This window comes from Stenotrophomonas sp. SXG-1 (assembly GCF_014083965.1).
GTDB classification, from domain to species: Bacteria; Pseudomonadota; Gammaproteobacteria; order Xanthomonadales; family Xanthomonadaceae; genus Stenotrophomonas; species Stenotrophomonas geniculata.
In genome coordinates this window covers 1818732-1844405 of the sequence record NZ_CP046588.1, presented here as the reverse complement: position 1 = coordinate 1844405, position 25674 = coordinate 1818732, and the positions used below count along the sequence as shown (strand labels likewise).

The window sequence follows — 25674 nt, the reverse complement described above, 5'->3', positions numbered from 1 at the left end:
CCATGAAATCGATCTGTGTGTACTGTGGTTCCAACGCTGGCAGCAAGCCGGCCTATACCGAACGCGCCATTGCACTGGGCGACCGCATCGCCCGCGACGGCCTGCGCCTGGTGTATGGCGGGGGCAACGTCGGCCTGATGGGAACCGTGGCCAATGCCGTGCTTGCCGCTGGCGGCGAAGTGACCGGCGTGATCCCGCGTCAGCTGGCCGACTGGGAAGTGGCCCACCGCGGCCTGACCGAACTGGAGATCGTCGGTTCGATGCATGAGCGCAAGTCGCGCATGTTCGACCTCGCCGATGGCTTCGTCACCCTGCCCGGCGGCTTCGGCACCATGGAAGAGATCTTCGAGATGCTGACCTGGCGCCAGCTGGGCATCGGCAACAAGCCGTGCGCGTTCCTCGATGTGGAAGGCTTCTACGCCCCGCTGATCGGCATGATCGATCGCATGGTGGAAGAGCGCTTCCTGCACCCGGACCAGCGCCAGGACCTGTGGTACGGCTCGGACATCGAAGCGATGCTGGAGTGGATGAAGAACTACCAGCCGGCCCAGGCCTCGAAGTGGATCGACGAGAAGCGTCGCGCCGCCCTGCGTTGATGCAGCCGCACGCGGTGGCTCAGGCCGCCGCGTGTGACCACGGGGCAGGCCGCCCCAGCAGATAGCCTTGGCCGTAATCGCAGCCCAGTTCGCGCAGGGTCTGCCGCTGCGCCTCGGTCTCGATGCCTTCACCGATGGTCTCGATGCCCAGCGTGCGCGCCAGCGACAGTACGCCTTCGACCAGCGCGCGCGTGCTCTGCACTTCCGGTCCATGCAGGCCGGCGATGAAGCTCTGGTCGATCTTCAGCGTACTGATCGGGAAACGGTGCAGGTAGGACAGCGCGGAGAAGCCGGTACCGAAATCGTCCAGCTGCACCTGGATGCCGCGCTCGCGCAGCCCCTGCAGGATGCGCAGCGTGTGCGGGCCATCGTCCAGCAGCGCCACCTCGGTGATCTCCAGGCGCAGCCGGCGCGGATCGGCACCGCAGCTGTCGAGCAGGCCGAACAGGCGGTCACTGAATTCGGCGGAGCGGAAATGCCGGGGTGAGACGTTCACCGAGACGTAGCCTTCGCCCCCCTGCGCCAACCCTGCGATGACCTGCTCGTAGATCAGCCAGTCGACCTGTTCGATCAGGCCGCTCTCTTCACCCAGCTCCAGGAACGCGCCCGGCAGCAGCAGGCCGCGGCGCTCATGCTGCCAGCGCAGCAGCGCCTCGTAGCCCACCACCTCGCCATCGGACAGGCGCACGATCGGCTGGTAGAACGGCACGAAATCGCGGTTGTTGATCGCACGACGCAGGTCGGCCTCCAGGTCGAGGCTGCGCATGGCCTGCTCGCGCATGTCTTCGTCGAAGATCGCGCAGCGGTCATGACCCTGCGCCTTGGCCCGGTACATGGCCGCGTCGGCGTCGCGCAGCAGCTCTTCGCCGGTGCGGTAGCGCGGGTTCCACAGGGCGATGCCCAGGCTGCCGGACGGGAACAGTTCGCGCCCGGCGATCCACATCGATTCCTGCAGCGCCAGCAGCAGGCGCTGGCCAAAGTCCAGCGCCTGTGCCAGGCCCTGCGGGCATTGCAGCAGCACCGCGAATTCATCACCGCCCAGCCGCGCCACAACGTCCTCGGCGCCAGCCATCGATACGATGCGCTTGGCCACCTCCACCAGCATGCGGTCACCGGCAGCGTGGCCGATACTGTCGTTGACCAGCTTGAAGCGGTCCAGGTCGAGGAACAGCACAGCGAACACCGGCCCACCATCACGCTTGGCCAGCGCCAGCCCATCCTGCAGGCGGTCCAGCAGGTGCAGGCGATTGGGCAGGCCGGTCAGCGCATCGTGCATGGCCTGGTGGGTCAGGCGTTGCTCGGCCCGCAGGCGTTCACCAATCTGCCCGAGCAACTTCTCGTTGACCTCGGCCAGCTCGCGGGTACGTTCTTCCACGCGCTTTTCCAGCTCGGCATGCGCCGAGCGCAGCCGCTGCTGGTCGCGCTGACGGGCCAGGCCGGTACCGATGTTCTGTGCGACGAAGGTCAGCAGGCGCTGGTCATGCACGCTGAAAATGCTGTTCTCGCTGTAGCTCTGCACCACGATCGCGCCGACCACTTCGTCGTCGCGCAGCAGTGGTACGCCCAGCCAGCAGTGCGAACGCGCACCGGATTCACGCACTTCGCCACTGGCCAGCAGCGCATCGATCTGCGCGCGCGAGGCCAGCAGCGGGCGCCGGTTGCGCACCACGTATTCGGTCAGGCCCCGGCTGAAGGGCCGTGGCGCGCGGCTGGCATTGTGCTCGTCCACCGAATACACGAAATCCAGGCCGTTGCCGGCCGGGTTGACCAGGGCGATGTAGAAATTGCGTGCGTCGAGCAGGCGCCCAACCACGCCATGCACCTGTCCGTAGAACTGGGCCAGGCTGTCGGCCGACATCGCCATCTCGGCAATGTTGTAGAGCGCGGTCTGCAGCTGTTCGGCGCGACGCCGCTCGGTTACTTCGTCCTGCAGGCTGTGGTTGGCCCGCTGCAGTTCCTGGGTACGCCGCTCTACCTGCTGCTCCAGCCGCACCTGCGCCTGGCGCCGGTCCATCGCGGTCTGCACATGCTGCGCAACGAAACCCAGCAATGCGCGCTCGGCCTCGCCATAGCGGGCCGCCTGTTCATAGCTCTGAACCACGATGGCACCGCATACACGGCCATCGCGCAGCATCGGCACGCCCAGCCAGTCCAGGCTTTCCGGCCCACGCTGCGGGTCGTGCTCCTGTTCCATCACCTGCGCCAGCAGTTTGCGCGAGGGACCACTGAGCGGTTTGCCATGGCGCAGCAGCGCCACGGTCAGGCTGCGCGGCATCTCGCTGGCGTCATGGCTCTGCGTGGGATCGGCGACGAAGTCATCGACCTGATCGGCGAAGTACAGGAACCGGATCTGGTCGCGCACATCGTCGTATTCGACGATGTAGCAGTTCTCGGCATACATCAGCGTGCCCAGCACACCATGCACGTGGCGCAGCATCTCGGGCATTTCAAGGTCGGCACCGGCCAGGTCTGCAATCTGGAACAGGGCCTGCTGCAACCGCTCGGCCTCTTCCAGTGCCTTGATCTGGCCGGCCTGGCGGCCGCGCTGCAGCGCCAGCTCCATCGCCTGCCGGGCAACGCCCCACCATGCCGGCGAAGGCACTGCGCCTTCGACCGACAACAGCAGGCGCGCACCATCATGTTCCCAGCCGTGCTGGCCATCGCCCGCGCCGGGTGCCGCCGCATCACCTCCGGCAGCCGCTGTCGGCCAGCCCCCCTGGCCACGACCGAGCTGCGGGTCGTCCCAGCCGACGCGGACCACGGCCGTTTCCGGCAAAAGCGCATGCAACGCGCGCACCAGCGCCGTGCTCAGCACGGCCTCGTGTGGTGGCTCTTCCGCCGGTTCAGCATGCGTGGACAAATGACAATCTCTTGGCGCCGTCGGTGCGTCGCCTCCCCTGAGCCGCCGAGCATAGCGCGCCACCCGGGGGGCAATGGAAGCCCGTAAACCCCGAATCGTGCGCCCGTACGTTTTTCCTGCTGTCCGTAGCCCCTTCCGAGCCATGACCCTCGCCCTGCCCGCCCCTGCCACCGGCTATGCGCCATCGCCTGCAGGCCTTACCCTGTACGCCGTGGAAGCCAGCGCACTGCCAACCGATGAAGCCTTGATGCTGGCCTGGGCCGGTGGCGACCTGCGCGCATTCGAAAGCCTGTATGCGCGCCATCGCAAGCGCCTGTTCGGCTTCCTGCTGCGGCAACTGCGCGACAACGCGCTGGCCGAGGAGATCTTCCAGGACGTCTGGCAGCGGGTGATCAGCGCCCGCGCCGGCTGGCAGCCCGAGGCGGCGTTCAGCACCTGGTTGTTCCGCATTGCGCACAACCGCCTGAATGACCATTGGCGTGCCGCCCGTCATCGCCCCGCCGCGCCGGCCGACGCCGATCTGCGCCTGGCCGCGATCGAGGATGGGCAGACCCCGGAAGGTGAGCTTTCCGAATTCGAACAACGTCGCCGCATCCAGCTGGCGATGGAACAACTGCCGCCGGAGCAGCGCGAAGTGCTGCAGCTGCGGCTGGATCAGGAACTGAGCCTGGAGGAGATCGGCCAGATCACCGGCGTAGGCCGGGAAACCGTGAAATCGCGGCTGCGCTATGCGATGGACAAGCTGCGTGCGGGATTGAACGCATGAACCGAGACGAACCGCTGACGCCGGAAGAACGCGAGCTGTCCCGCCTGCTCGGCCGTCGCGCCGATCAGGCACCGCCCGCCGCACTGGACGCCGCCATCCTGGCCGCGGCCCGCGCTGCCGTGGACGCTCCGGCTGCCGATGCGGTCGCCTCTCCCGAGGCGCCGCCCACGCAGCGCGCACGCCCGCGTTGGCCGGCGGTGTTCGGCATCGCCGCCTCGATGGTGTTCGCCATTGGCATCGCCTGGCAGCTGCGTCCGGAACCGCCGCCGGTTCCGGCCGGTGAGGCCGCTGTTGCTGCGGCACCGGCTGCTGCAGAAGACGTTGCGGCTGCCGATCAGGCCGCTGACAGCAGTGCGGCCGACAGCGCGGTGGCGGCTGCGGAACCGGCCGCTACGCCCGCAGCGCCCGAGGCAGGCCCTGTTGCCGCTGCCCCGGCACCGGCACCGGTCATCGCGCGCACGCGCAAGCCTGCGCCGGCCGAGTCCGCTGACGCGCCGGCCCAGGCTGCACGATCGATGGCTGCAGATGCCGCCGCCGATACCTCCTTTGCGGCCCTTCCGCCCGCTCCGGCCGCAGCGCCGGCAGCGGCGCCGCCTGCGCCACCGGCACCCGCCGCCTACTCGGCACCGGCACCGGCATTCGCGCCGGTAGCGTCCGGGGCGCTGAAAGCACGCACGGCCGCAGCACCGGCAGCGAATGCCGCCGAAGTCGAGCGGGCGCAGGCGCTGGACCGGGTAGAAATCACCTCGATGAAGCGTGAGGCTCCCAGCCGTTCCGCACCAGGCATCATGCGCCGCAGCACCGATGCGGGCCTGAGCGCGGACGCCGTGCAGGCCGAGGTGGACGCCGACGCACGACTGCCGCGTCGGCAGTGGCTGCAGAAAATCCGTACACGACGCGACGACGGCCAGCGCGATCTGGCCCGTGCCAGCCTGGAGCGTTACATGCAGCAGTACCCGGAAGCGCGCCTGCCACGCGACCTGCGCCCACTGCTGGACGACTGAAGCGGACGGGAATACCCGGCAACCCCGTAGAATGGCGGGAATGCTCGATACTCTCGCCCAGCCGGTCAGCCACACGCTGGAAGTCAAACACAGCCGTTTCATCGCCCATGCCGCGCCGATCGAAGGCGCCGCAGCGGCCATGGCGTTCCTGCAGCAGGTCGCGGTGGCCGATGCCACCCACAACTGCTGGGCCTACCGGCACGGGCAGGACTATCGCTCCAGCGACGATGGCGAGCCGGCCGGCACGGCTGGACGTCCGATCCTGGCGGCGATCGACGGCCAGGGTTTCGACCGGGTGATGGTGGTGGTGACCCGCTGGTTCGGCGGTATCAAGCTCGGCGCCGGTGGCCTTGTACGCGCCTACGGTGGCGCCGCCGCCGAGTGCCTGCGTACCGCGCCGCGCCTGCCGCTGCTAGTGATGGCCCGGCTGCAGCTGCTGGCCGGCTTCGAGGATCTGGGTACCCTGCACGCCACCCTGCCCGCCTTCGGTGCCGAAAAGCGCGATGAACAGTTCGATGCCAATGGCGTGTGCCTGCGGATCGAATTGCCTGCCGATCAGGTCGACGCATTGAAAATCCGCCTGCGCGACGCCACCCGTGACCGTATCCGCATAGAAGACGACGACCAGGATGACTGACAAGGACGACGCCCCCGCTTCGACCCCGCCGCTGCGGCGCCTCGGCAGCCTGCGCACGCTGTGGCCATTCGTGCGCCGCCATAGCGGGCTGTTCACCGCCTGGCTGCTGGCCCTGGCGGTGTCTTCGGCCGCCACGCTGAGCCTGCCGCCGGCGGTGAAGCAGATGATCGATCATGGTTTCAGCAGTGGCGGCCAGATCAACCGCGCCTTCGCCCTGCTGATGCTGGTGGCGGTCGTGATGGCGTTGGGCACGGCCGCGCGTTTCTACTTCGTGTCGCTGCTCGGCGAAAAAGTCGTGGCCGACCTGCGCAGCCAGCTGTATGCCCACCTGATCCAGCTGGGCGCCGGCTTCCACGACCGCAGCCGCAGCGGCGAACTGGTCTCGCGCCTGACCGCGGACACCGAACTGCTGCGCAGCGTGGTCGGCTCGACCATGTCCGTAGCATTGCGCAGCACGGTCACTGTCATCGGCAGCCTGGCGATGCTGTTCGTCACCAGCCCGCGGCTGGCCGCATGGTCGCTGCTCGGCATTCCACTGGCGGTGCTGCCGATCATCATCGGTGCGCGCAAGCTGCGCACGGTCGCGCGCAACAGCCAGGACCGCATCGCCGATGCCAACAGCCTGGCCAGCGAGACGCTGGGCGCGGTGCGCACGGTGCAGGCACATGCACGCGAACCATACGAACGCGGTCGCTTCGACAAGGCGCTCGGTGACGCCATCGGCGCCGCCCGCCGCCGCATCGGTGCACAGTCGCTGGTCACCGCCAGCGCCATCCTGCTGGTGTTCGGCGCCATCGTCGGTGTGCTGTGGCTGGGCGCGCACGACGTCATCGACGGCCGCCTCAGCGCCGGCACGCTGGGTCAGTTCGTGCTGTATGCATTGATCGGCGGCGGTTCGGTGGGCGCGCTGGCCGAAGTATGGAACGAGCTGCAGCGCGCGGCCGGCGGCATGGGCCGCATCGGCGAGCTGTTGCAGGAAGACATCGAGATCCGCGCGCCGGCCCAGCCGCATGCGCTGCCGCAACCGCTGCGTGGCGAGATCCGGTTCGACGACGTGGTGTTCCACTACCCGCAGCGACCGGACCAGGCCGCACTGGACCACTTCAACCTGCATGTGCGCCCCGGCGAGACCGTAGCGCTGGTGGGTCCGTCAGGGGCGGGCAAGAGCACGGTGCTTTCGATGCTGCTGCGCTTCCATGACCCGGCCAGCGGCCGCATCGACGTGGACGGCATCGACGTGCGCCAGGTCGACCCGGCCGAGCTGCGTGCGCAGCTGGCGCTGGTGCCACAGCAGCCTACGCTGTTCGCTGCCAGTGCCCGCGACAACATCCGCTATGGCCGCCTGCAGGCCAGCGACGCCGAGGTCGAGGATGCCGCACGAGCGGCCGAGGCCGACGGTTTCCTGCGCGCGTTGCCGCAGGGCTATGACAGCGAGCTGGGTGAGCGCGGTGCCCGCCTGTCCGGTGGGCAGCAGCAGCGTGTGGCGATTGCCCGTGCGCTGCTGAAGGATGCGCCGATCCTGCTGCTGGATGAAGCCACCAGCGCGCTGGATGCACAGAGCGAACACAGCGTGCAGCAGGCATTGGAACGGTTGATGGCGGGTCGCACCACGCTGGTCATCGCCCACCGCCTGGCCACCGTGCTCAAGGCCGACCGCATCGTGGTGATGGACCAGGGCCGCATCGTCGCCGAGGGCACGCACGCACAGCTGCTGGCCGAAGACGGACTGTACGCTGAACTGGCACGCCTGCAGTTCATCGATTGATGACGTCCGGCTAACATCGGCGCGGCCAAGCTGGCCGCGCAACTGCAGCATCCGCTGAAGGAGGTGCACGATGTCGTTCCGTCAGTTCCCCGCCGTCGACAGCAACGGCGAAAGTCACATCATCATCGAGTTCAAGCCCGAGGCGAATGGCAGCGGGCACCATTCCGAAGCCACGCCGCGCTACGAGCTGGATGATGGGCGGCCGCTGGTGCGCGATGGCCGCGAGTTCACCACCAGTGGCGGCGAGTTGAGGTTGACGATCTGAGGTTCGCCGGGCATGGCCCGGCGCTACCGGATTTCATTCCGCCCCGCTCTGGTGGGTGTCGACCTTGGTCGACATGCTTTTTGCCAAAGGCGGTCGAGCATGGCTCGACGCTACAAAAAAGCATGGTCAATTTTTCACCAAGCATCTTGACAGCCTTGGCTGCCAAGGGCTGCGCGCGGTTATCCACACCTTTGCTCAGAAACCATCCACATCGCCTGTGGATGAATTCAGCCCAGCACCCGTCCGATGCCGCTGGCGTCCACCTCGGCCGCCGCCCGGGTGATCGCCGCCGGATCGCTGCCGGCCACGAATCCGATACGGAAATGCACTTCGCCGCCAGGCGTTCGCGAAGAATGGATCGACGCCAGGCTGATGCGGTGCTGCTCGAACACGTTCAGCAGTTCACGCAACGACCCCGGCCGGTCTTCCGGCAGGTGCACTGACAACGCATTGCGCTCGGTCAGGTCAGCCAGCAGATAGCCCACGCGTTCGAATGTGTAGTTGCCGTCCGCCAGCGCCTGCTCGCCGAAGGCAGTGCGATTGGCCGACAGCAGCTGCTCCCGGAATGCAGCACGTGCACCGTCGTCACCCTGACCGACCTGCGCCTGCAGGGACTGCAGCTGGCCGACCAGCCGCTCCAGCATCGGCGCTACGTATGGGTTGCCGAACTGGATGTCTTCGTAGATCGCCGGGTTGAGCGACAGGATGCGCGAGATGATCGCCGTATCCAGCTCGAACGATGCCGACCGGTACGGCATCATCGCGGCCAGATCGCCCAGCTGCGGCTGGTACTGGCGCAGCACGCCGGCCTGGGCCAGGTGAGTGGCATGCACCATCGCCTGTACCAGCGCCATCATCTGGTCGTGGTGCTGCGGCGTGGCGCGCACGCACTCAGCCTGCAACGCCGTGCACAGCGTATCGGCCCACGGCTGCCAGTGCTGCAGCCGCGCTTCGCAGACCACCATCACCCGGCCCTTCAAGGTCGGCGCCTTGGGCGGAGCGGTCATCGGGTGCAGGCCGACCACTTCGGCTTGAGAGGCCAACATCGCCTGGACCGGCGCTTCCTTCACCGAGGTCACGTCCAGCCACAGTCGGTCGCGTTCACGGCCTGCGGACTGCCGCACGTACTCGGCGATCAACGCGGGCGTGTGCCGGATCGGCGCCGAGAACACCAGCACGTCGGCCTGCGCCAGCAGCTCTTCCGGCGTATGCGAGTCCGGATCGGCCGGATCGTGGCCGATCACCTTCAGCTGCATGTGCTGCTGGAAGAAGCGGGTCAGCCAGCGCCCGTAGGCGCCGGCACTGCCGATGATGCCGACCGTGCGCGGCGTACGTTCGAGCAGGCCGCTCATGCCACGCGTTCGGCGCGGAAGCGCGACCCTTCGGCCAGCGCGGCAGGCGCTGCAGCAATCACGTCGAACTCTTCGAAGCCGTTGTCCAGGGTCGCCTCCAGCGCCGCGTGGGTGCCGGCAATCGCACGCGAGATCGCCTGCTGCATCGATTCGCCGCGCAGTAGGAACGACACCACCAGCGACATCAGCACATCGCCGGTACCGGCCACGTCCACCGGCAGCAGCGGCGAGGTCCAGCGCCAGGTCTCCTCGCGGCCAACGGCCAGGGTCACCAGTTCACCCGGGGTGCCGCCTACGCTGTGCGCGATCACCCAGTGCGGGCCACGATCCAGCAGCGTGCGTGCGGCGGCGATGGCATCGGCCTCGGCGAGCGCCGGCATACCGGTCAGGCGATTCAGTTCAAAGGCGTTCGGGGTCACCAGCCAGGCATGCGGCAACAACCGCTCGGCGAAGATCGCTTCCAGGCCCGGTTCCACGTAGGGGCCGGTGTGAGTATCACCGATCACCGGATCCAGGCAGTAACGCAGCTGCGGGCAGGCCGGCAGGATGTCGTCCAGCCAGTCGGCGAAGGCAGCACCGTTGGCCGTGCTGCCAAAGTAGCCGGAGACGAGCATCTTCGCCCGCTGCGGCAGGCCGCGCTCGTGGGTGCCCAGCAGCAGGTCGGCGAACCAGTCGGCGGGCAGCACACGGCCGCGGGTGGTGTCGTAGAACGGCGCATTGCTCAGCAACACGGTCGGGATCTCCGCCACGCGCACGCCAAGTGCGCGCATCGGCGGTACCGCGGCGCTGTTGCCGGCATGGCCGTAGACAAGTTGCGACTGGACCGAGATGACATCGATCGGCGACGGGCCGTCGGGCCGCTGGCGGCGGCCGTGGACCAGGTGGTTATCAAGGAATTCGCTCATGGCCGCATTCTACGCCCAAGGGGGTTTTCGGCAGGGCTTGCAGCCCTGCACCTGCTCTATGCAACGGCAACGGCAACGGCAACGGCAACGGCAAAAGCCAGAGCGGCATTCCGTGAGTTGGCGGGGCGGTGTGGGTGGTCAGGACACGCCGTAAACCCATCCATGGGGGCTCGATGGCGCCATCCATGGCGCCAACGGTCCTGCCCACCCACACCGCCCCGCCTTCGACAGATTCATGCGGCTGTTGGTAACTGCGGCTGTTGGTGGGTGTCGACCTTGGTCGACACGGTAGATCCATGCCATGCGTGGATGAATTCATTCGATATCTGACAGATGTGTCGACCAAGGTCGACACCCACCAGAGCAGAGTGCTGCTCCAACAGATCGCGGCCAACTGTCGAAGGCGGGGTGGGTCCGGTTGAGGGGGCGTGAGCCGCATGGATGCGGCGACCGAGCTTACATGGACGTACTTGCAGCGTCCCCCTCAACCGGACCCACCCCGCCAACCCACGGATAGCCAGCTTCTGCTGTTGACGTTGACGTTGCTTCGGCGGGTGCAGGGCTGCAAGCCCTGCAAACCAAACCCCCTCAGTGAGCAGCAGGCCGAGATGGCGGCAGCCACGCCGCCACGATGCCGAGTAGCGGCAGGAACGCGGTCAGCTGGTAGACGTACTCAATGCTGGTCTTGTCCGCCAGCAGGCCGAGCACGGCAGCACCCAGTCCGCCCATGCCAAACGCGAAGCCGAAGAACAGGCCGGACACCATGCCGATGCGGTGCGGCATCATCTCCTGCGCATAGACCACGATCGCCGAGAACGCCGACGACAGCACGAAGCCGATCAGCACCGCCAGCACCGTGGTCCAGAACAGATCCGCATGCGGCAGCATCAACGCGAAGGGGGCCACGCCGAAGATCGAGGTCCAGATGATCGGCTTGCGGCCGATGCGATCACCCAGCGGGCCGCCGAGGAAGCCACCGGCGGCGGATGCCACCAGGAACGCGAACAGGTGCAGCTGCGCCTGTGCCACCGGAATGCCGAAATGGTGGATCAGGTAAAAGGTGAAGTAGCTGCCGATGCTGGCCATGTAGAAGTACTTGCTGAAGATCAGCACCAGCAGGATCGCCAGCACCTTGGCCACGGTGCGCGACGGATGCCGCGGCGCCGTCGAGGCGGTGCTGGCCGGGCGCGGGATGCCCAGGTGCAGCGCGTACCAGCGGCCGACATAGGTCAGCAGCGCGATGCCGATCAGGGCGGCGCCGGCAAACCACGATGCGGCATGCTGGCCATACGGCACGATCACCGCCGCTGCAATCAGCGGGCCCAGCGCGGTACCGAAGTTGCCACCGACCTGGAACACCGACTGCGCGAAACCATGGCGACCGCCCGAGGCCAGCCGCGCGATGCGCGAGGCTTCCGGATGGAAGATGGCCGAACCAATGCCGACCATCGCCGCCGCCATCAGCACCACCGCGTAGTTCGGTGCGAAGCCCAGCAGCAGCATGCCGCACAGGGTCGAGGCCATGCCGATCGGCAGCGAGTACGGCGCCGGGCGGCGGTCGGTAGCCATGCCGATCAACGGCTGGAAGATCGAGGCGGTGAGCTGGTAGGTCAGCGTGATCAGGCCGATCTGGGTGAAGCTGAGGTTGAAGCCGCCCTTGATCACTGGATAGATGGCCAGGATCAGCGACTGCATCATGTCGTTGACGACATGCGAGGTGGAGATGGCGGCCAGCACGCCGGGGGCCACCGGGCGTGAGGTGGTTGCGGGAGAAGCTAGGGTCGACATGGATACAGTCAGGTTGGGGGCGAGCCACGCATGCTACGGTGACCTCCCCCTCCCTTCTGCCGCGTTCGGGTCATGGCATATCGCAAAAAGGACACCCCCTGCCCGGTCCGCGAGACTGCGCCGTGGAACGAGGTTCCGGTGCACCGCCCAGTGACCTGCCGCGCCCGCCACTACAAGCCCGGCACCCACATCGCGCCCCACCGGCACCGCCGTCACCAGCTGGTGTTCGCCATGTCCGGACTGATGGTGGTGCGTGCGGACGGCGGCCGCTGGGTGGTGCCCTCGACCCGCGCGATCTGGGTCCCGGCCGGCATGGCCCATGCGGTGGACTGCATCGCCGAAGTACACATGCGCAGCCTGTACGTGGAGCCGGACTTCGCGCCGCAGCTGCCGGACGAGGCGTTCGCAGTACAGGTAGCACCGCTGCTGCGCGAGCTGCTGCTGGCCGCCAGCCTGATCGAGACCGCGCATGTGGACGACAGCCGCGACGGCCGCCTGGTGCGCCTGCTGCTGGACGAGCTGCACCGCATGGACGTGCTGCCGCTGCACCTGCCCTCCCCCACCGACCCGCGCCTGCAGCGGATCTGCCAGCACATCCAGAAGCATCCCGGCGACGACGCCACGCTGCAGGATTGGGCGCAGGCGCTGCAGGTGGACGTGAAAACCATCCAGCGCCATTTCGCCAGCGAACTGGGCATGACGTTCGGCCAGTGGCGACAACAGGCGCGGCTGCTGGCCGCGATGGAACGGCTGGCGGTCGGCGACAAGGTCATCGATGTCGCGCTGGCGATGGGTTACGACAGCCCAAGCGCGTTCACCAGCATGTTCAAGCGGCAGCTGGGGCAGACACCCGCGGCGTTTTTCCGCTGACCGCAAACGAAAACGCCGGGCATGGCCCGGCGCTACCGTTCAACGCTTGTGTTGAAAACTCAGGACGTCATCCGGTCCCAGAAGCCCTTCACGCCATCGATGAAGGTGGCCGACTTCGGCGAATGCTTGCGCGCTTCCTCGCCGACGAAGGTGGCTTCGAACTGCTCCAGCAGCTTGCGCTGCTCGTTGGTGAGGTTGACCGGGGTCTCCACCACCACACGGCAGTACAGGTCGCCCTCGCTGCGGCTGCGCACCGAACGTACGCCCTTGCCACGCAGGCGGAACAGCTTGCCGGTCTGGGTCTCGGCCGGGATGCGGATCTCCGCCTCGCCGCCCAGCGTGGCCACGCGCACGGTGTCGCCCAGTGCGGCCTGCGAGATGCGGATCGGCACTTCGCAGTGCAGGTCGTCGCCATCGCGCTGGAAGATCGCATGCTCGCGCACGCGCACTTCCACGTACAGATCACCCGGCGGCGTACCGGCCGGACCGGCTTCGCCCTCGCCCTGCAGGCGGATGCGGTCGCCGGTGTCGACGCCGGCCGGCACCTTCACCGACAGCACCTTGTCTTCCTCGACACGGCCGTTGCCATGGCAGGTCTTGCAGGGCTTGGCGATGATCTGGCCACGGCCGCCGCAGTTGTGGCAGGCCTGCTGCATGGCGAAGATGCCGCGCTGGATGCGCACCTGGCCACGGCCATGGCAGACGTTGCAGGTCTCGACCTTGCCGTCTTCGGAGCCACTGCCATCGCAGTCGCCGCACTCGGCCAGGGTCGGAATCTCGATGCGGCGCTCGACACCGCGCACGGCTTCTTCCAGGTCCAGCTCCATCACGTAGCCGATGTCGGCGCCGCGACGGGCCTGGCGCGGACCACCGCCGCCACCAAAGATGTTGCCGAAGATATCACCGAAGATATCGTTCATGTCCGGGCCGCCCGGACCACCGCCGCCCATGCCGTGCTCGAACGCGGCGTGGCCGTGGCTGTCATACATGCGGCGCTTGTTGCCGTCAGACAGTACTTCGTAGGCTTCCTTGCACTCCTTGAAGGAGGCTTCGGCCGCCGTATCGCCCGGGTTGCGGTCCGGGTGGAACTTCATCGCGCAGCGGCGGTAAGCCTTCTTCAGCTCGTCGTCGGTGGCGGTGCGGGCAACGCCCAGCACTTCGTAGTAATCGCGCTTGCTCATATCGTGAATCGGGTTCCGGAAAGTCGGGATTCGTCAAAGCGGAAGAGCGGAACCAGGTCCGCTCTTGCGTCGGGCGCCCCGACACGCCGGTGGGCGGTCAGGACCCTGATGCGACAACGGGACGCTGATGGCCAGCGTCCCGTGTCGGTCCGGATCAGGACTTCTTGTCGTCCTTGACTTCGGTGAACTCGGCGTCGACCACGTCATCCTGCGCCTTGCCTGCGTTGCCGGCGTCGGCACCCGGCGCAGCACCGCCCTGGTCGGCCGAAGCGGCAGCGAACAGCGACTGGCCAGCTTCTTCCAGCGCCTTCGACTTGGCTTCGATCTGTGCCTTGTCGTCACCCTTCATCGCGGTTTCCAGATCGGCCAGGGCCGCCTCGACCTTGCCGATCACTTCGCCACCGACCTTGCTGCCGTGCTCGGTGATCGCGCTGCGGGTGCCGTGGATCAGGGCGTCGGCCTGGTTGCGGGCCTGCACCAGTTCCTGGAACTTCTTGTCTTCTTCGCGGTTGGCTTCCGCGTCGGCGACCATGCGTGCGATCTCTTCCTCGGACAGGCCCGAACCGGCCTTGATCTCGACCTTCTGTTCCTTGTTGGTCTTCTTGTCCTTGGCCGACACGTGCAGGATGCCGTTGGCGTCGATGTCGAAGGACACTTCCACCTGCGGCAGGCCGCGCGGGGCCGGCTCGATGCCGGACAGGTCGAACTTGGCCAGCGACTTGTTGAAGCGGGCCTGTTCGCGCTCACCCTGCAGCACGTGCACGGTCACGGCCGACTGGTTGTCCTCGGCGGTGGAGAACACCTGCGAGGCCTTGGTCGGGATGGTGGTGTTCTTCTCGATGATCTTGGTGAACACGCCACCCATGGTTTCGATGCCCAGCGACAGCGGGGTCACGTCCAGCAGCAGCACGTCCTTGACGTCGCCACCCAGCACGCCGCCCTGGATCGCCGCACCCAGTGCCACGGCCTCGTCGGGGTTGACGTCCTTGCGCGGTTCCTTGCCGAAGAACTCGGTCACCGCCTGCTGCACCTTCGGCATGCGGGTCTGGCCGCCGACCAGGATCACTTCGCTGATGTCGCTCGAACGCAGGCCGGCATCGTTCAGGGCGACGCGGCACGGCTCGATCGACTTCTTGATCAGGTCGTCCACCAGCGCTTCCAGCTTGGCGCGGGTCAGCTTGATGTTCAGGTGCTTCGGACCCGACGCGTCAGCGGTGACGTACGGCAGGTTCACTTCGGTCTGCTGGGCGCTGGACAGCTCGATCTTGGCGCGCTCGGCAGCGTCCTTCAGGCGCTGCAGGGCCAGCGGATCCTTGCGCAGGTCGATGCCCTGGTCCTTGTTGAACTCTTCAACCAGGTACTCGATGACGCGGTTGTCGAAGTCTTCGCCGCCCAGGAAGGTGTCGCCGTTGGTGGCCAGCACTTCGAACTGCTTTTCGCCGTCGACGTTGGCGATCTCGATCACCGAGACGTCGAAGGTGCCGCCGCCCAGGTCGTACACCACGATCTTGCGATCCTTGTTGTCGCCCTTGTCCAGGCCATAGGCCAGCGCGGCCGCGGTCGGCTCGTTGATGATGCGCTTGACGTCCAGGCCGGCGATGCGGCCGGCGTCCTTGGTCGCCTGGCGCTGGCTGTCGTTGAAGTAGGCCGGCACGGTGATGACCGCTTCGGTGACCTTCTCACCGAGGAAGTCCTCGGCGGTCTTCTTCATCTTTTCCAGCACCTTGGCCGAGATTTCCTGCGGCGCCATCTTCTTGCCGTCGCTGGTGGCCACCCAGGCATCGCCATTGTCATGGGCGAGGATGCTGTAGGGGACGTGCGCGATGTCCTTCTGCACTTCGGCGTCGGTGAACTTGCGGCCGATCAGGCGCTTCACCGCGTAGAAGGTGTTCTTCGGGTTGGTCACGGCCTGGCGCTTGGCCGAGGCGCCGACCAGGACTTCGCCGTCCTTGGTGTAGGCGACGATCGACGGGGTGGTGCGATCGCCTTCCGAATTCTCGATGACGCGGGCCTTGCCGCCGTCCATGATCGCCACGCACGAGTTGGTGGTGCCGAGGTCGATACCAATGATCTTGCCCATGGGGGAGACTCCTGAGGATGCTTGTTGGGGTCAGTCCGGCCGTTCGGCCGGTGGATGAATACGATGTGGGGGAGGCTCGTGGAACATTCAAGCCATCTCCCGAACGCTGTGTTCAGCGCCTGGAAAACCTTGCCAGGCATGGCCTGGCTCGACCGGGGCCGGGCATCACCCGGCCCAGTCAATCAATCGGCGGCCACCACCACCAGCGCCGGCCGCAGCAGGCGCTCGTTCAGCAGGTAGCCCTTCTGGAACACGGTCACCACGCTGCCGGGGGCCGCGCCCGGGGCCGGCACCTGGCTGATGGCCTGGTGGTGTTCCGGGTTGAACGGCTGGCCAGTCGGGTCCAGCAGGACCAGACCGTTGTCGGCGGCAACCTTCAGCAGCTGCTTGTAGGTCAGCTCCAGGCCTTCGCGCAGCGGGTGCGGGTCGTCGCCGGCGGCCTTCAGGCCGGCATCCAGGCTGTCGAACACCGGCAGCAGCTCGCCGAGCAGCTTCTCGTTGGCGAACTTGCGGGCCTGCTCGATGTCACGGGCCACGCGCTTGCGCTGGTTCTCCAGGTCGGCGCGCTCACGCAGCGCATCGGCCTTGATCTGCTCGACTTCGGCGCGCAGGCGCTCCACTTCGTCGTTGACGCCGGCGGCGGCAGCCGCATCAGCGGCACTCTGCTGGGATTCGATATCTGGCTGTTCGTGGTTCATGTCTGGGTCCCTGGCGGTCACTCTCCGCCTCCACCCACCCTAGTGTGGGCGGGATGCTGCGTTTCAAGCGTCGGATGTTCCGGGAGTGCGCCCGGCGGGTGAAAAGGCCGCGCCGAGCACATCGGCGGTGGCCTGCACCAGCGGGATCATGCGGTCGTAGGCCATCCGCTTGGGGCCGATCACGCCCAGCACGCCCAGCACCTGGCCGTTGGCGGTGTACGGGGCGGTGACCAGCGAGACGCCCTGCAGCGGCATCATCCCCGTCTCCTCGCCGATGAAGATGCGCACGCCCGGCGCCTGGATGGTCCGCTCCAGCAGCTGCAGGATCTCGCGCTTGCTGGAGAACAGCTCGAACAGTTCACGCAGGCGCTCCAGGTCGGACAGGTCCTGCACCCCCATCAGGCGGGTCTGGCCGGCCACCAGCATGTCGTCGGCCGCTGGCTGCAGGGCCTGCTCGGCCAGCTCGATGCTGTGCGCCAGCAGCTGTTCCAGCTCGGAGCGGGCGTCGCGCAGTTCCAGCAGCAGGCGGGTGCGGATCTCGGCCATCGGCAGGCCGGCGAAATGGGCATTGAGGTAGTTGGCGACCTGCTCCAGCTGGCCCGGCGCGAACTCCTGCCGGGTCTCGATGACCCGGTTCTGCACCTCGTTGTCGGCGAACACCAGGATCGCCAGTACGCGGCGCCCGTCCAGCGCCACGAAATCGATCTGGCGGAAGGCGAACTGCTCGCGCCGCGGCGCGCTGACCACGCCGACGAAGTGGCTCATGGCCGACAGCAGCTCCGAGGCGCTGCCGAGCAGGGCCTGGGTGCTGCCGCCGCCAGCCAGTTCCTGACGCAACCGGGCCAGCTCGCCCTCGCCCGGCGGCTGCATCTGCAGCAGGCTGTCGACGAACACCCGGTAGCCGTGTGCGGTCGGGACGCGCCCGGCCGAGGTGTGCGGCGAGGCCAGCAGCCCCAGGTCCTCCAGGTCGCCGAGGATGTTGCGGATGGTGGCCGGGCTGACCTCCAGGCCGGCCACGCGCGCCAACGTCTGCGAGCCGACCGGCTCACCGTCCTGGATGTAACGCGCGATCAGCGTGCGCAGCAGATGGCGCGCACGCGGGGCAAGCTGGTCGGGAGAACCGTGCATGGAATCAACCTGTGAGACACGGACACTAGATAATGGCGGCGCATCACCTTGGCAAGTCATTGGACCTCCCTCGCCCACGTGCTAGCGTTGCGCGGCTGCTGATACCCCCTTACCCATGCTCAGACATCTTTCGATCAAGGATTTTGCCGTCGTCCGCGCCACCGAACTGGAGTTCGGGCCAGGCATGACCGTGGTTTCAGGCGAGACCGGCGCCGGCAAGTCGCTGATGGTCGACGCGCTGGGCTTCCTGTCCGGCCTGCGCGCCGACAGCGGCGTGGTCCGCCACGGCGCCGCGCGCGCCGAGCTTTCGGCCGAGTTCACGCTGGACCAGCTGCAGGCCGCGCGCCAGTGGCTGGCCGACAACGAGCTGGACGACGAAGAACAATGCCAGCTGCGCCGCGTGATCCGTGCAGACGGCGGTTCGCGGGCGTGGATCAATGGCCGCCCGGTGACCCTGGCCCAGCTGGGCGACCTGGCCTCGTTGCTGGTGGAGATCCACGGCCAGCACGAACAGCAGGCCCTGCTGGCGCGCCCGTCGCAGCTGGCCCTGCTGGATGCCTATGCCGGCAACGAGAACGAGCGCCGCCAGGTGCGCCGCGCCGCGGCCGCATGGCAGGCACTGGTCGATGAATCGCTGGCGCTGTCGCAACAGGGCGACGTGAGTGACCGGATCGGCTTCCTGGAACACCAGCTGCGCGAGCTGGACCGCGAAGACCTGGAGCCGGAGTCGATCGTGGCGCTCGGTGCCAGCCATCGCCGCCAGGCCCACGCCAGCGCCCTGCTGAGCGCCTGCCAGGCCGCCAGCAACCAGCTCAACGGCGACGACGGCAGCTCTGCGCTGGACCTGCTGCAGCAGGTGCGCCACGAGCTGTCGCGCCTGATCGAGCACGACCCGCGCCTGGGCGAGGTGGACGGTCTGATCGAGAACGCCTCGATCCAGCTGCACGAAGCCCTGTCGCTGCTGGACCGGGTGCATGACGACCTCGACGCCGACCCGGAACAGTTCGAGGAGAACGAGCGCCGCCTGGGCCGCCTGCACGACCTGGCCCGCAAGCACCGCGTGCCGATGGACGAGCTGGGCGCGCAGCGCGAGCGCATGCACGCCGAAGTGGAGCAGCTGCGCGGCGCCGACGAACGCCTGCAGCGCCTGGCCGGCGAGATCGACAAGGCCGCTGCGGCTTGGCGGATGCAGGCTGAAGTGCTCAGCGCGAGCCGCCGCAAGGCTGCGGCAGAACTGTCGGCCACCACCACCGGCATCATCGCCGAGCTGGGCATGGGCGGCGGCCAGTTCCTGATCGAACTGGAGCCACAGGACAGCGGCAAGCCCGACCCACAGGGTGCAGAGCGCGTCGAGTTCCTGGTGGCGGCCAACGCCGGCCAGCCGCCGCGCGCCCTGCGCAAGGTGGCCTCGGGCGGTGAACTGTCACGCATCTCGCTGGCCATTGAAGTGGCCGCGCTGGACCTGGATGCGGTGCCCACCATGGTGTTTGACGAGGTCGACTCCGGCATCGGCGGCGCGGTGGCCGACATCGTCGGCCAGAAGCTGCGCGCGCTCGGTGAGAAGCGCCAGGTGCTGTGCGTGACCCACCTGCCGCAGGTCGCTTCCAAGGGCCACGCCCACTACCGGGTCAGCAAGGCGCCGGTGGAAGGCATGACCCAGAGCGCAGTGGAAAAGCTGGACAGCAAGGCGCGCGAGGAAGAGCTGGCACGCATGCTCGGCGGCGTGGAAGTGAGCAAGGAAGCGCGCGCCGCTGCGCGCAAGCTGCTGCAGGTGTAACGCCGACCGGGCCGAGCATGGGCTCGGCTCTACAGGAACGTCCCGAACGAAACCGACATGTAGAGCCGAGCCCATGCTCGGCTTCTGTCCGCCGGCGCTCTCACCCCAAGGGCCGTGCCAGGTCCACCGTTTCCACCAGGTAATCCAGGAACGCGCGCACCCGCAGCGGCAGGTAGCCGCCCTGTCCCAGGAACACCGCGTGCACCTCTTCCAGGTCACCGGGATTGGCTTCCTCCAGCACCGGCAGCAGGCGTCCGGCAGCGATGTCGGCCTGCACCTGGAACGCTGCCAGCCGTGCCATGCCCAGACCACCCAGCACCAGCTGCCGCAGTGCATCACCGTTGCTGGCGCGGGCATTGCCACTGGGCAGCACCATCCGCTCGCGTCCGTCCTGCAGCAATGGCCAGCCCTGCATCGCCCGGGCATGGCCGATGTCCAGCCGATTGTGCGACTGCAGCTCCTCAGCGTCGCGCGGCAGCCCATGCCGCTGCGCGTAGGCCGGCGCGGCCACGATCATCATCCGCGTCGCGCCCAGCCGCCGCGCCACCAGGCTGGAGCTCTTCAGCGGCCCGGCCCGCACCGCCACATCGGTGCGCTGCTCCAGCAGGTCGATCACCTCGTCGTTGAGGGTCAGGTCCACGCCCACCTGCGGGTTGCGCTCCAGGAACGCCGGCAGCAGCGGCAACAGGAAGTGCTGGCCAAACGGCACGTTGGAATTGACCCGCAGCCGTCCGCGCGGCTCGGCATGTGCGCTGGCGCAGCGTTCGGCCTCCTCCAGGTCGGCCAGCACGCGCAGGCCACGTTCATAGAACGCGCAGCCTTCCGGGGTCAGCTGTAGCTGGCGGGTGGAGCGTTGCAGCAGGCGCGTGCCCAGCCGCTGTTCCAGCCGGGCCACCAGCTTGCTCACCGCCGAGGGCGTCATGTCCAGGGTGCGGGCGGCGGCGGAGAAGCCACCGGTCTCGATCACCCGCACGAACACTTCCAGCTCGCCGGATCGGTTGATGTCTGGTCGCGCCATGGCAATGAATCCAGTTCACAGATGATTATCCATGCGCAGTCTAGTTCACAGATAAACACGGAATCACCATGGTGTTCCCTCCACCCGGGACCGCCCGATGAACCGCCTGAGCCACCTTACCGCCACCACCCTGCTCGCCCTGTCCGGCGTCGCCAGTGCCGCATCCGCCCCGCACTGGGTTGCCAGCTGGCAGGCCAGCCCGCAACCGGTCTGGGGCGCGGATTTTCTGTTCCCGACCCTGGTCCCGGCCACGTTGCATGACCAGACCTTCCGCCAGACCGCGCGCATCAGCCTGGGCGGGCCTCGGCTGCGGGTGCGGCTGAGCAATGCTTACGGCACCCAGCCGCTGCGGATCGGGGCAGCGAGCGTGGCTGCCCGGGCGGGGGACACACCGCAGCCGCTCAGTTTCGACGGCCAGCCCGGGGTGCTGATCTCCCCCGGGCAGGAACGGCTGAGCGACCCGCTGCCACTGGTCACGGATGACCGGCAGGCACTGCAGGTCAGTGTCTTCGTGCCGGGGCCGACGCCGGTGCAGACGTTCCATTGGGAAGGCCGCCAGACCAGTTGGACTGCGCCCGGCGACCAGAGCAGGGCCCAGGCTCTGAGCGCGGCCAGCAGAACCACTGCCCGCCTGTTCCTGGCCGGCATCGAGGTCGAGGCCGCCGCCCGCGCACGTAGCGTGGTGGTGATCGGCGACTCGATCACCGACGGCGCCACCGCCAGCCTCGACCAGGACCAGCGCTGGACCGACCACCTGGCCGCGCGTCTGGCACCGCGGGGCATCGCCGTGGTCAACGCCGGTATATCCGGGGGGCGGCTGCTGCGCGACGGCATGGGTGAGTCGGTTCTGGCCCGCTTGCAGCGCGATGCACTGGATCAGCCCGGCGTGGCCAGTGTGATCGTGCTGATCGGCATCAACGACATCAGCTGGCCTGGCACCGCGTTCGCCCGCAACCAGGCCCGGCCCGCGCTGGCGGAACTACAGGCGGGGTATCGCGCCCTGGCCGAGCAGGCCCGAGGCCGAGGTATCCGGATCGTAGGCGCCACCCTGGCACCGTTCGCCGGCGCCCTGCCCGACACGCCGCTGGATGACTACTACCACCCGGACAAGGATGTCCTGCGCCGGCAGCTCAATGCGTGGCTGCGCACGGACAGCCCTTTTGACGCGGTGATCGACCTGGACGCCGCGCTGCGGGACCCAGCCGATCCGTCACAGATGGCGGCCGCCTACGACTCCGGTGACCACCTGCACCCGGGCGATGCGGGCAACCGGGCCATGGCCGAGGCGGTCGATCTTGAGGTGCTCATGGGGCCATCCACGCATGGCGTGGATCTACCGTAAGCAACGAAAAACCCCGGGCAAGCCCGGGGTTTGGTCGCATCCAGCTGGCAGGAACGGCTTACTTGCGCTTTTTGCGCACGTACAGCACCAGCGAGTGCTCTTCCAGCTCGTAGCCGTGGTCGGCAGCGATCTTGCGCTGCAGCTCCTCGATCTCGTGGCTCTCGAACTCGATGATCTTGCCGCTGTCCACGTCGACCATGTGGTCATGGTGGCCGCCACGGTCCAGCTCGTAGACGGCCTGGCCGCCTTCGAAATTGTGCTTGAGCACGAGACCGGCGGCCTCGAACTGGGTCAACACCCGGTAGACCGTCGCCAGGCCGATCTCGTCGCCATGCTCAAGCAGCTGGCGGTAGATATCTTCGGCGGTCATGTGGTGCTGGGCATTGCGCTGTTCAAGCAGCGCCAGGATCCGCATCCGTGGATGGGTCACCTTCAGGCCGACTTTTCGCAGGTCGTGGGTTTCCATAGGTCTCCGTTCATTGGCGATTTAGCGCCAGCTGCCTCGGATTGGGTCGCGGTGGCACGCCGGGAGTGTATCATCGGTTTGATTTCCCCAACCGCCAGTCCCGATGCGCAATCTCCTGTTGGTCGCCGCCGTCGCCCTGTCCACCACCGGGTGCGGCATCATCTACAAGCAACCCATCTATCAGGGCAACCTGATCCGGGAAGATGCCGTGGCCAAGCTGCAGGTCGGGCAGAGCAAGCAGCAGGTCACTGCGCTGCTGGGCACCCCGTCCATTCCGGACCCGTTCCACGCCCAGCGCTGGGACTACACCTCCAGCCAGCGCGTGAACCGCCTGGGCCGCACCGAGGTGAAGAACTTCACCGTGTTCTTCGACAATGACAACGTGACCCGCTGGGAAGGCGATTACTTCCCGGGTAACGACAAGGCCCTGGCCCAGCAGACCGTGCGCCAGTTCGGCCGCAATCTGCCGAAGGACAAGAAGAAGAAGGGTCGCTGACGCCCCCTGCCCGTCCGCACGGACGGGCGGCAGGAATCAACCGCCGAGCGCGCGACGCCGGCGGTTGTCCTTGGGGTCGGCCTGCAACGGGCGTAGCAGCTCGATGCGGTCGCCATCCAGCAGTACCTGCTGCGGGCGCGCCAGTACCCCATGCACGGCCGCCGCCGGGCAGCCTGCACTGCCTTCCAGCGCAGCAGCGGCAATGGCCTCGGCCACGGTCGCGCCCTCGTCCAGCTGCAACCGGCGCGAGAGCACCCGCTGCGGCCAGGCCAGCACCACCTCGACCTCGATCATTGCTCAGGCCTCGTCGGCAACGCGGATGAAGTCGTTGACCATGCGGTCGGCCAGGCTCTGGAAGCCCAACGCCAGCGCCGGCCCCAGCAGGCGCGAACTGGGCTCGAAGTCCAGGGTCAGGGTGACTTTGCAGGCATCTTCGGCCAGCGCATGGAACTCCCAGCGGCCATGCAGCTGCTTGAACGGGCCATCGCGCAGCTGCATGTCGATGCTGTGCGGGCGCTGCAGGGTGTTTTCAGTCTGGAACCAGGTGCTGAACGAGCCCAGGCCCAGATCCAGGCGCGCTACCAGTCGGTCCTCGCCCTGCTCCAGGATCTGGGCAGCCGAACACCAGCGGAAACGGCGCGGATAGGCCTGGACATCATTGACCAGGTCGAACATGCGCGCGGCCGAATGTTCGACCAGGGCGCTGCGGCGGATAGTAGGCATGAATACAGGACGTTTCGGCAATCGACCGGGCGGGCCCGAATCGGAGACAATACGGAAATGAGTAAGAACAGCGGCAAGGATAAAGCAAAGAGCGCGACGGCCAACAAAACCATCGCGTTGAACAAGCGTGCCCGCCACGAGTACCACATCGAAGATCGCTTCGAAGCCGGCCTGGCCCTGCAGGGCTGGGAGGTGAAATCGATCCGTGCTGGCCGCGGCAACATCGTCGACGCCTACGCCTACGTGAAGGATGGTGAGATCTTCCTGATCGGCGCGCAGATCACGCCGTTGATCCAGGCCTCGACCCATGTCGTGGCCAACGACCGGCGCGATCGCAAGCTGCTGCTGCACCGGAGCGAGATCGACAAGCTGGTTGGCAAGGTCGAGCGCGATGGCTACACGATCGTGCCCACCGCGATGTACTGGAGCAAGAACAAGATCAAGCTCGAAGTCGCGCTGGCCAAGGGCAAGCAGACCCACGACAAGCGCGATGCCGCCAAGGACCGCGACTGGGCGATCGAGAAGCAGCGTGTCATGCGTCGCGGCAACCGCGACGCGTAAGGCGGTTGCGCATCACCCTGTAGAGTCGAGCCATGCTCGACTGCTTTGGCTGTCTGTAAAGCCGAGCCACGCTCGGCTTCGGCAAGAAGAGCAGCCGAGCGCAGGCTCGGCTCTACAAGACGCTGATCACCCCGCCAGCATGCCCTGCCTGCGCACCCGCGGCGCCAGTGCCGCGTGCATCACCGCCAGATGCATCACCACTGCCAGCTCCGGCGCGTAACGATCATCGCCCGAGCGCCACTGCTGGGCCAGCTGTGCGGCATCAGCCGGCAGCAGCGCCAGCAGCTGCGCATCGTCCAGCGCGTCGGCCGCACCCTGCAGCCGGCGGGCCATCTGTCGCGACTGCCACACGTGCACACCAATGCTCAGGCTGGCCAGCGACATCAGCACCACGGCCAACCCGTGCTCGAACCACTGCGACAGCACTTCCGGCCCCCACAACAAGGCCGCCAGCACCGCCAGGCCAGGCAGGCGCCACCCCAGCCAATGGATGCGACCACGCTGCGACCAGTGCACCACCACCGCGCTGGCGACCAGTGCCGCAGCGGCCGTGGCCGGCAACTCGGTCACCCAGGTGGCCGCCAGCAGCACCGCCAGCACCGCCCATACCCAGCCCGGCGGCAACGCGCGTCGCTGGTAATCGGCACCGACCGGTCCGATCAGCTGCCGCAGGCTGCGTTGTTGGCTTGCATCGGTCACCCACCGTCTCCGTGTCTGTCCTGGCCTGGATGGTCGTCGCCAGTGTGTCGCAAATTCGTGCCCACGAAGTTAGCAATCCGCTATGACAGACGCTCTACAACAAGTTGCGGATTGACAGGACGCGCGACTCGCCCGCAGCACACACCCCGCCGACAGATCCTTGCTGAGGAACACCCTGCATGTGCCGACCGAATCGCATGGCACCCGGCCGAACACGACCCATCCATGCTTCACATAGAAGTCGGGCGCCTGGAAGCTGAGGGTGTACAGCACGCCGGAACGGCAACCACGACGCCGTGCTTCATCCTCTGCGGCCTTCAGCACGCGCGATCCCAGCCCGTTGCCGCGATAGGCCGCTGGCAGATGGAACAGATCCACGAACCACAGGCCCAGTGAAGTTCGCCCGGTAAGCCCCCCACCACCTCGCCACTGGCCGGATCGGTGACCAGCACCGCGAGTGTGCGCCGATCGGCGTAACCCGCTGCGTTCAGATTGAACTGGTCCAGGCCACTGCCAATTAGGTCCAGCGCCTCGTCGCTGGGATCATCGGTTACGGCGACTTCAAGCGACATGGCGTCCTTCCATTGGCTGCAGATCGAGAGTCTGGATGCTATCAACCCCAATATTTTGCTGCTGGGGTCAGGCAGAACGGCCAACCGTCCCGCCCCCCATCAACCGAAGGGTGTCTATACTCTGG

Annotated in this window: 26 protein-coding genes; 11 read left to right on the top strand and 15 right to left on the bottom strand. The window is 67.3% G+C overall.

The annotated features are described in order from the left end of the window. Positions 1-2 precede the first annotated feature (2 nt). Positions 3-596, top strand: a complete 594-nt coding sequence (locus GOC52_RS08565; protein WP_010484495.1) for an LOG family protein — start codon at positions 3-5, stop codon at positions 594-596. 19 nt (positions 597-615) lie between these two features. Here the strand turns inward: GOC52_RS08565 and GOC52_RS08560 are convergent, their stop codons facing one another. After that, entirely contained in the window at positions 616-3456 is a 2841-nt protein-coding gene (locus GOC52_RS08560) for a bifunctional diguanylate cyclase/phosphodiesterase (RefSeq protein WP_191851138.1), read from the bottom strand. 247 nt (positions 3457-3703) lie between these two features. Here GOC52_RS08560 and GOC52_RS08555 point away from each other — a divergent pair, with 247 nt between their 5' ends. The 5 genes from GOC52_RS08555 to GOC52_RS08535 all read left to right on the top strand — a co-directional run bounded on the left by GOC52_RS08555 (position 3704) and on the right by GOC52_RS08535 (position 7893). After that, the gene (locus tag GOC52_RS08555) at positions 3704-4222 is read left to right on the top strand and encodes an RNA polymerase sigma factor (RefSeq protein ID WP_229301621.1); all 519 of its coding nucleotides are present in this window, start codon (positions 3704-3706) and stop codon (positions 4220-4222) included. Continuing rightward, positions 4219-5226, top strand: a complete 1008-nt coding sequence (locus GOC52_RS08550; protein ID WP_049411455.1) for a hypothetical protein — start codon at positions 4219-4221, stop codon at positions 5224-5226. Before GOC52_RS08555 ends, GOC52_RS08550 begins: the two co-directional genes overlap by 4 nt. A 40-nt stretch (positions 5227-5266) precedes the next feature. After that, the gene (locus GOC52_RS08545) at positions 5267-5863 is read left to right on the top strand and encodes an IMPACT family protein (protein WP_043403374.1); all 597 of its coding nucleotides are present in this window, start codon (positions 5267-5269) and stop codon (positions 5861-5863) included. Continuing rightward, positions 5856-7628 carry an ABC transporter transmembrane domain-containing protein gene (locus GOC52_RS08540; protein WP_010484484.1) on the top strand — a complete coding sequence of 591 codons (1773 nt, stop codon included), beginning with the start codon at positions 5856-5858 and terminating at the stop codon, positions 7626-7628. Before GOC52_RS08545 ends, GOC52_RS08540 begins: the two co-directional genes overlap by 8 nt. 70 nt (positions 7629-7698) lie before the next feature. Next, complete coding sequence (locus GOC52_RS08535) at positions 7699-7893, top strand: hypothetical protein (protein WP_005409247.1); 195 nt, start codon at positions 7699-7701, stop codon at positions 7891-7893. 227 nt (positions 7894-8120) lie between these two features. On the opposite strand, the gene GOC52_RS08530 is transcribed toward GOC52_RS08535, so the two are convergent. The 3 genes from GOC52_RS08530 to GOC52_RS08520 all read right to left on the bottom strand — a co-directional run bounded on the left by GOC52_RS08530 (position 8121) and on the right by GOC52_RS08520 (position 11938). Continuing rightward, complete coding sequence (locus GOC52_RS08530) at positions 8121-9245, bottom strand: prephenate dehydrogenase (protein ID WP_049411457.1); 1125 nt, start codon at positions 9243-9245, stop codon at positions 8121-8123. After that, complete coding sequence (gene pdxY / locus GOC52_RS08525; RefSeq protein ID WP_191851136.1) at positions 9242-10150, bottom strand: pyridoxal kinase; 909 nt, start codon at positions 10148-10150, stop codon at positions 9242-9244. The genes GOC52_RS08530 and pdxY overlap by 4 nt, the downstream gene beginning before the upstream one ends. A gap of 588 nt (positions 10151-10738) precedes the next feature. Then, a complete protein-coding gene (locus GOC52_RS08520; RefSeq protein WP_043399330.1) occupies positions 10739-11938 on the bottom strand; it encodes an MFS transporter in 1200 nt (399 codons plus the stop codon). Between the two features lie 72 nt (positions 11939-12010). Here GOC52_RS08520 and GOC52_RS08515 point away from each other — a divergent pair, with 72 nt between their 5' ends. Beyond that, on the top strand, positions 12011-12808 hold the full coding sequence (locus GOC52_RS08515) for an AraC family transcriptional regulator (RefSeq protein ID WP_053442852.1): 798 nt from the start codon (positions 12011-12013) through the stop codon (positions 12806-12808). A gap of 59 nt (positions 12809-12867) precedes the next feature. On the opposite strand, the gene dnaJ is transcribed toward GOC52_RS08515, so the two are convergent. The 4 genes from dnaJ to hrcA form a co-directional block, all read right to left on the bottom strand. Further along, positions 12868-13989, bottom strand: a complete 1122-nt coding sequence (gene dnaJ, locus GOC52_RS08510) for a molecular chaperone DnaJ (RefSeq protein WP_010484471.1) — start codon at positions 13987-13989, stop codon at positions 12868-12870. A 154-nt stretch (positions 13990-14143) separates the two neighbouring features. Then, positions 14144-16069 carry a molecular chaperone DnaK gene (dnaK, locus tag GOC52_RS08505; RefSeq protein WP_010484469.1) on the bottom strand — a complete coding sequence of 642 codons (1926 nt, stop codon included), beginning with the start codon at positions 16067-16069 and terminating at the stop codon, positions 14144-14146. Between the two features lie 182 nt (positions 16070-16251). Continuing rightward, positions 16252-16767, bottom strand: a complete 516-nt coding sequence (grpE, locus tag GOC52_RS08500) for a nucleotide exchange factor GrpE (protein ID WP_010484465.1) — start codon at positions 16765-16767, stop codon at positions 16252-16254. A gap of 63 nt (positions 16768-16830) precedes the next feature. Beyond that, complete coding sequence (gene hrcA, locus GOC52_RS08495; RefSeq protein WP_010484463.1) at positions 16831-17895, bottom strand: heat-inducible transcriptional repressor HrcA; 1065 nt, start codon at positions 17893-17895, stop codon at positions 16831-16833. Positions 17896-18010: 115 nt separating this feature from the next. On the opposite strand from hrcA, the gene recN reads away from it, so the two are divergent. Further along, on the top strand, positions 18011-19672 hold the full coding sequence (gene recN, locus GOC52_RS08490) for a DNA repair protein RecN (protein ID WP_071305797.1): 1662 nt from the start codon (positions 18011-18013) through the stop codon (positions 19670-19672). 100 nt (positions 19673-19772) lie between these two features. On the opposite strand, the gene GOC52_RS08485 is transcribed toward recN, so the two are convergent. Beyond that, a complete protein-coding gene (locus tag GOC52_RS08485; protein ID WP_010484459.1) occupies positions 19773-20690 on the bottom strand; it encodes a LysR family transcriptional regulator in 918 nt (305 codons plus the stop codon). A 97-nt stretch (positions 20691-20787) separates the two neighbouring features. Between GOC52_RS08485 and GOC52_RS08480 the strand changes: the two genes are divergently transcribed. Next, positions 20788-22032 carry an SGNH/GDSL hydrolase family protein gene (locus GOC52_RS08480; protein ID WP_071305798.1) on the top strand — a complete coding sequence of 415 codons (1245 nt, stop codon included), beginning with the start codon at positions 20788-20790 and terminating at the stop codon, positions 22030-22032. Positions 22033-22090: 58 nt separating this feature from the next. On the opposite strand, the gene fur is transcribed toward GOC52_RS08480, so the two are convergent. Then, on the bottom strand, positions 22091-22498 hold the full coding sequence (gene fur, locus GOC52_RS08475; RefSeq protein WP_005409235.1) for a ferric iron uptake transcriptional regulator: 408 nt from the start codon (positions 22496-22498) through the stop codon (positions 22091-22093). Positions 22499-22601: 103 nt separating this feature from the next. Between fur and GOC52_RS08470 the strand changes: the two genes are divergently transcribed. After that, positions 22602-22994: an outer membrane protein assembly factor BamE gene (locus GOC52_RS08470; RefSeq protein ID WP_010484453.1), complete on the top strand. Its 393-nt coding sequence runs from the start codon at positions 22602-22604 to the stop codon at positions 22992-22994. Between the two features lie 36 nt (positions 22995-23030). Here GOC52_RS08470 and GOC52_RS08465 read toward each other — a convergent pair whose 3' ends face one another. Continuing rightward, complete coding sequence (locus tag GOC52_RS08465) at positions 23031-23288, bottom strand: RnfH family protein (protein WP_010484451.1); 258 nt, start codon at positions 23286-23288, stop codon at positions 23031-23033. Positions 23289-23291: 3 nt separating this feature from the next. Then, a complete protein-coding gene (locus GOC52_RS08460) occupies positions 23292-23717 on the bottom strand; it encodes a type II toxin-antitoxin system RatA family toxin (protein ID WP_010484449.1) in 426 nt (141 codons plus the stop codon). A 57-nt stretch (positions 23718-23774) separates the two neighbouring features. On the opposite strand from GOC52_RS08460, the gene smpB reads away from it, so the two are divergent. Further along, the gene (smpB, locus tag GOC52_RS08455) at positions 23775-24278 is read left to right on the top strand and encodes an SsrA-binding protein SmpB (protein WP_010484447.1); all 504 of its coding nucleotides are present in this window, start codon (positions 23775-23777) and stop codon (positions 24276-24278) included. Positions 24279-24404: 126 nt separating this feature from the next. On the opposite strand, the gene GOC52_RS08450 is transcribed toward smpB, so the two are convergent. The 3 genes from GOC52_RS08450 to GOC52_RS20735 all read right to left on the bottom strand — a co-directional run bounded on the left by GOC52_RS08450 (position 24405) and on the right by GOC52_RS20735 (position 25549). Then, positions 24405-24977 carry a hypothetical protein gene (locus GOC52_RS08450; protein WP_010484444.1) on the bottom strand — a complete coding sequence of 191 codons (573 nt, stop codon included), beginning with the start codon at positions 24975-24977 and terminating at the stop codon, positions 24405-24407. A gap of 69 nt (positions 24978-25046) precedes the next feature. Further along, positions 25047-25301: a GNAT family N-acetyltransferase gene (locus tag GOC52_RS20740; protein ID WP_342354964.1), complete on the bottom strand. Its 255-nt coding sequence runs from the start codon at positions 25299-25301 to the stop codon at positions 25047-25049. After that, the gene (locus GOC52_RS20735) at positions 25295-25549 is read right to left on the bottom strand and encodes a hypothetical protein (RefSeq protein ID WP_238794428.1); all 255 of its coding nucleotides are present in this window, start codon (positions 25547-25549) and stop codon (positions 25295-25297) included. Before GOC52_RS20735 ends, GOC52_RS20740 begins: the two co-directional genes overlap by 7 nt. Positions 25550-25674 lie beyond the last annotated feature (125 nt).

Excerpts from the sequence above, each read along its gene's own strand:
- recN (WP_071305797.1), top strand. The coding sequence starts at position 18,011 with ATGCTCAGACATCTTTCGATCAAGGATTTTGCCGTCGTCCGCGCCACC.
- GOC52_RS08460 (WP_010484449.1), bottom strand. The coding sequence starts at position 23,717 with ATGCCTACTATCCGCCGCAGCGCCCTGGTCGAACATTCGGCCGCGCGC.
- GOC52_RS08470 (WP_010484453.1), top strand. The coding sequence starts at position 22,602 with ATGCGCAATCTCCTGTTGGTCGCCGCCGTCGCCCTGTCCACCACCGGG.
- GOC52_RS08480 (WP_071305798.1), top strand. The coding sequence starts at position 20,788 with ATGAACCGCCTGAGCCACCTTACCGCCACCACCCTGCTCGCCCTGTCC.
- GOC52_RS20735 (WP_238794428.1), bottom strand. The coding sequence starts at position 25,549 with ATGTCGCTTGAAGTCGCCGTAACCGATGATCCCAGCGACGAGGCGCTG.
- dnaK (WP_010484469.1), bottom strand. The coding sequence starts at position 16,069 with ATGGGCAAGATCATTGGTATCGACCTCGGCACCACCAACTCGTGCGTG.
- GOC52_RS08535 (WP_005409247.1), top strand. The coding sequence starts at position 7,699 with ATGTCGTTCCGTCAGTTCCCCGCCGTCGACAGCAACGGCGAAAGTCAC.
- grpE (WP_010484465.1), bottom strand. The coding sequence starts at position 16,767 with ATGAACCACGAACAGCCAGATATCGAATCCCAGCAGAGTGCCGCTGAT.
- GOC52_RS08550 (WP_049411455.1), top strand. The coding sequence starts at position 4,219 with ATGAACCGAGACGAACCGCTGACGCCGGAAGAACGCGAGCTGTCCCGC.
- smpB (WP_010484447.1), top strand. The coding sequence starts at position 23,775 with ATGAGTAAGAACAGCGGCAAGGATAAAGCAAAGAGCGCGACGGCCAAC.
- hrcA (WP_010484463.1), bottom strand. The coding sequence starts at position 17,895 with ATGCACGGTTCTCCCGACCAGCTTGCCCCGCGTGCGCGCCATCTGCTG.
- GOC52_RS08540 (WP_010484484.1), top strand. The coding sequence starts at position 5,856 with ATGACTGACAAGGACGACGCCCCCGCTTCGACCCCGCCGCTGCGGCGC.
- dnaJ (WP_010484471.1), bottom strand. The coding sequence starts at position 13,989 with ATGAGCAAGCGCGATTACTACGAAGTGCTGGGCGTTGCCCGCACCGCC.
- GOC52_RS08555 (WP_229301621.1), top strand. The coding sequence starts at position 3,704 with ATGCTGGCCTGGGCCGGTGGCGACCTGCGCGCATTCGAAAGCCTGTAT.
- GOC52_RS08465 (WP_010484451.1), bottom strand. The coding sequence starts at position 23,288 with ATGATCGAGGTCGAGGTGGTGCTGGCCTGGCCGCAGCGGGTGCTCTCG.
- GOC52_RS08515 (WP_053442852.1), top strand. The coding sequence starts at position 12,011 with ATGGCATATCGCAAAAAGGACACCCCCTGCCCGGTCCGCGAGACTGCG.
- pdxY (WP_191851136.1), bottom strand. The coding sequence starts at position 10,150 with ATGAGCGAATTCCTTGATAACCACCTGGTCCACGGCCGCCGCCAGCGG.
- GOC52_RS08565 (WP_010484495.1), top strand. The coding sequence starts at position 3 with ATGAAATCGATCTGTGTGTACTGTGGTTCCAACGCTGGCAGCAAGCCG.
- GOC52_RS08545 (WP_043403374.1), top strand. The coding sequence starts at position 5,267 with ATGCTCGATACTCTCGCCCAGCCGGTCAGCCACACGCTGGAAGTCAAA.
- GOC52_RS08520 (WP_043399330.1), bottom strand. The coding sequence starts at position 11,938 with ATGTCGACCCTAGCTTCTCCCGCAACCACCTCACGCCCGGTGGCCCCC.
- fur (WP_005409235.1), bottom strand. The coding sequence starts at position 22,498 with ATGGAAACCCACGACCTGCGAAAAGTCGGCCTGAAGGTGACCCATCCA.
- GOC52_RS08485 (WP_010484459.1), bottom strand. The coding sequence starts at position 20,690 with ATGGCGCGACCAGACATCAACCGATCCGGCGAGCTGGAAGTGTTCGTG.
- GOC52_RS08530 (WP_049411457.1), bottom strand. The coding sequence starts at position 9,245 with ATGAGCGGCCTGCTCGAACGTACGCCGCGCACGGTCGGCATCATCGGC.